At 73.0% G+C, this 3,894-nt stretch carries 2 protein-coding genes; one reads left to right on the top strand and one right to left on the bottom strand.

Annotation, left to right across the window (positions count from 1 at the left end; genetic code table 11):
• The first annotated feature begins 92 nt into the window (after window positions 1-92).
• A complete protein-coding gene (locus tag NBW84_RS23040; RefSeq protein ID WP_250287354.1) occupies window positions 93-1,340 on the top strand; it encodes a cytochrome P450 in 1,248 nt (415 codons plus the stop codon).
• 176 nt (window positions 1,341-1,516) lie between these two features.
• On the opposite strand, the gene NBW84_RS23045 is transcribed toward NBW84_RS23040, so the two are convergent.
• Window positions 1,517-3,115, bottom strand: a complete 1,599-nt coding sequence (locus NBW84_RS23045) for an FAD-dependent oxidoreductase (protein WP_250287355.1) — start codon at window positions 3,113-3,115, stop codon at window positions 1,517-1,519.
• Window positions 3,116-3,894: the final 779 nt, after the last annotated feature.

A 3,894-nucleotide genomic window follows, 5' to 3' on the forward strand; every position in this document is an offset into this window, starting at 1 on the left:
CATCGCGGAAGGCATGGTGCGGGCGGCCCCGGCGGGCTGGCGGCTGTCATCTCCGGCCGCTGGGACGAGCACGACAAGGAGAGGACCCGGTCATGAGTTCCGCCTCGGCATCGGACACTCCCGCCGCCGCGCCGCTGGCGTTCGGCGCCTTCGACCCGGCTCGCCGCGCCGACCCCTACCCGGGCTACCGCGCCCTGCGCGCGGCGGATCCCTTCTACCGCATCCCGCTGGGAGATCTCCAGGCCACTGTGCTGACGCGTTACCCCGACTGCTTGACCGCCCTGTCGGAAACAGCCTGGGGACGCGGCGAGTCCGGGACCAACGCGTGGCGTCGCGCCGAGGCGCTGGACGGCGGGCTGCGGTCCTTCCTGCGGATGAACCCGCCCAGCCATACCCGGCTGCGCGGGCTGGTCAGCAAGGCCTTCACACCCCGGATGGTCGCCGCCTTCCAGCCCCGGGTCACCTCCCTGGTCGACACGCTGATCGACGCCGCGCTCGAGCGGGAAGGCGAGATCGACCTGATCGGCGCGCTGGCCCGCCCGCTCCCGCTGCGCGTCATCTGCGACCTGCTGGGCGTGCCGGCGCGGGACGAGCAGACCTTCCGCGGCTGGGCCAACGACCTCACCCGCGGCATCGACCCGGACTACCTGCTCACCCCCGACGAGCTGGCCCGGCGCCGGACGTCCTCCCGCGAGTTCGACGCCTACTTCACCGAGCTGATCGCGCGGCGCCGGGCCCGCCCGGCCGAGGACCTGCTCAGCGAGCTGGTGGCGGTGCGGGACCAGGGCGACGTGCTCAGCGAGAGCGAGCTGCTGGAGCTGTGCGCCCTGCTGCTGGTCGCCGGCTACGAGACGACGGTCAACCTGATCGGCAACGCCGTCTTGGCGCTGCTGCGCAACCCCGACCAGCTCGCCCTGCTACGTGCGGATCCCAGCCTCATACCCTCCATCATCGACGAGACGTTGCGCTACGACCCGCCCATCCAGCTCATCGGCCGGCTCGCCCTGCGGGACACCGAGATCTCCGGGCACCCCTTCCCCCAGGGCGAGATCATCATCATCCTGAGCGCGGCGGCCCAGCGGGACCCGGACGTCTTCACGGATCCGGACCGTTTCGACATCACCCGCTACGCCGGCGCCGCTCCCGCGCACCGGCACCTCGGTTTCGGGCTGGGCATCCACTACTGCCTCGGCGCGCCGCTCGCCCGGCTGGAGGCACGGATCGCCCTGCGGGCGCTCGTCCAGCGTGCCCCGGGGCTCACCCTGGCCGCGGACCCGCCGCCCTACCGGCCGCACCTGACCGTACGCAGCCTCGCGGCCCTGCCCGTCCGGCTGTCCTGAACCCGGCCGGGCCGGGCCTGACGGCCGGCCGGTGCGCACGACCAGGACGGACGACCGCGGTGGGGCGGCCCCAGCGAGCGAACGATCACGCGTGGCGATGGATGACCGTCCGCGGGAGCGTGGGAGCCCGGGAGCACCGCCGACGAGCGGCTGACCGCTTCCCGTGTCGCTGGCGTTCAGGAACTCTGGCCGGGAAGGCCCGTCCCTGCGGTGTTCCGTGTCCCAGCCGTGGGCGCCTTCCGCGGGGTGGTCGGGTGTGACCAGCCGAAGCGCAGGACGCCGGCGGCCACGGCCGGGCGCAGCAGGGCGGTCGGGGCGTCCACCAGGTTCAGCGTCTTCATCAGGGCGCGCGCCACCGTGGCGTCCCGGTGCGCGGCGACCTGCACCCGTTCCGCGTACGGGCCCACCAGCCGCTCGCGCGGGCCGCGCCGCCCCTGGACGCCGGGATAGCGCAGGTCGGCCCCGTTGGCCATGTCCCACGCGACGTCCACGAGGCGGCCGGCCTGCCGGTAGAAACGGGCCGGCAGGTCCGGGCCGCCGGCCCGCAGGCAGTCCCGCAGCGCCCACGCGTGCTGGGCCGCCACGGTCATTCCCTGGGCGTAGAGCGGGTTGAAGCTGCATATCGCGTCACCGATGGCGAGGAATCCGGCCGGCGGGTTCTGCACCCGCTCGTAGTATCGCCGCAGTGAACTGGTGAAACGGTGGGGCACCGGGTCGCTCAGCGCCTCGGTCGACGTGACCAGGTCGTAGATGTCGGGTACGGGCAGGGTCCGGGCGAACGCTTCGAATCCCTCGGGATCCGTCGGCGGGTGGTCGCCGAGCATTCCGGTGAGCGTGACATGCCAGCGGCCGCCCTCCAGCGCGACGGCGCCGCCGCCACGGAATCCGGGCATGGTCGAGACTATGACCGAACGCTGGCCGTCGAGATGCTCGGGGCGGTACCGGTAGAAACGCGACGCGTATCCGAGATCGACGCCGGTCCGCCGCTCGGCCGGGCCGGGCAGTCCCAGGGCGGCCAGCCAGTCCGGGCCGCGGGAGGCACGGCCGGTCGCGTCCACCACAAGATCCGCGCGGATGAGTCCGGTGCCGGTAGCGGCGCCGGCATCAGCACCGGCATCAGCGCCGCTCCCGGCACCGGCGGTACGGGGCTGCTGGACGACACGCACCCCGATGATCCGGCCGGGCGCCTCCGGCGCGGTGACCAGCCCGGTCGCCGACGTCCGCTGGACGAACCGCACGCCGGGGACCGCCCGCAGCCTCGCCCGCAGGACGTCCTCCAGCAGCCCCCTGCTGGCGAGCACCGAGGTCAGCCCGGTCGGGGCCGAGCGGACCCGCAGCCCCCGCAGATACCAGCGGGAGCCCACCAGCGTCTCGATCGTGGACGCGCCCCGCCGCGTGAGTTCCGTGGTCAGGCCGGGGAACAGCTCCTCCATGAGCCGGCGTCCGCGGTCGAGCAGCCCGTGCAGGTGCCGGCCCTGGGGCACACCACGGCGGGAGTCGCCGTGGGGATCACCGTCGAGGAGCACGTCCCGTTCGAGTACCGTGACCCGCTCGAAGGTCTCCGAGAGCACCCGGGCGGCCAGCAGCCCGGCGATGCCGGCGCCGAGGACGACCGCGTGGCCGCGGCCGTCCTCGGCCGCCCGCGGGTGTGACGGCCGGCCGGGCTGCGGCCCCCGGGAATCTTCGCCGACCAGGGGGAGCGCGGGATCGGCGTGTGGCTGCCTGGCCGGCGTCGGAAGCACCGTGCCGTCGTCCATCACGCCTCCCGTGGCCATCAGATGTTCACCGTCACGTATTTCCGGCCGGCGTGGACCGGCTGCGCCGAAATCTTTCCCGCGGCTTGTCCACACACCGTGGACAAGCCGCCACCAGCCAGGTGGGCCGACAATGCGAGCCGACGATGTGAGCCGGCGCTCCGAATGCCTTGCGAAGGATATCGTGGAGCCAGGCCCAGGCCGGTGTCAACCAGGATTTCGATGATTCGATGGCTGAAGAAAATGTGTCGCCAGCCTCCGCGCCTCCCCTGCTGGAGACAGCACGGTAACCGCATTCGGCGGGCTTGGCAACACCGCACCGGACGACTCCTTCACAGCCCTGGCCTCCATCAGCGAAACCAATTGTTTCATTCGGCGTCACAATAGCCGGGCCAGCCGCGTCCCGGCCGCCGCCAGGGACATCTTTCTTTCGCCCTGAAATGTAAACTCGCCGTTCACCGAAGCGCCGGCCGAACATGCTGGAATACGGTCCCAGCGGACGGTCCGGCGTGTTCGGCAAATGCCCGGCCGGCGCCGGCGGCATCCGTCGGCGCGGCCCGTGGTCGGAGCAGGCAGTCGGCGACGGCCTGTGACGGTGGGCACCGAAGAATCGCGAGAGGGAGCCGACATGGACGTGGCGACGGCCCAGGAGGCAACGGCCCAGGAGGCAGCTCAGGAGGCAACGGCCCAGGAGGCCCAGGAGGGCCTGGGCCGCCAGGGAGACCCGGCGGGCCAGGGCAGCCGGGCGGCCCGGGCGACGGCGCCGGGCGGCCCCGCGGTGCCGCCCCACGGCCCGCTCC

Origin of the sequence: Protofrankia sp. CiP1_Cm_nod2, assembly GCF_920664355.1 — a bacterium.
Lineage (GTDB): Bacteria > Actinomycetota > Actinomycetes > Frankiales > Frankiaceae > Protofrankia.

Coding starts and splice junctions, on each gene's coding strand:
- NBW84_RS23040 (WP_250287354.1), top strand. CDS start 93: ATGAGTTCCGCCTCGGCATCGGACACTCCCGCCGCCGCGCCGCTGGCG.
- NBW84_RS23045 (WP_250287355.1), bottom strand. CDS start 3,115: ATGGCCACGGGAGGCGTGATGGACGACGGCACGGTGCTTCCGACGCCG.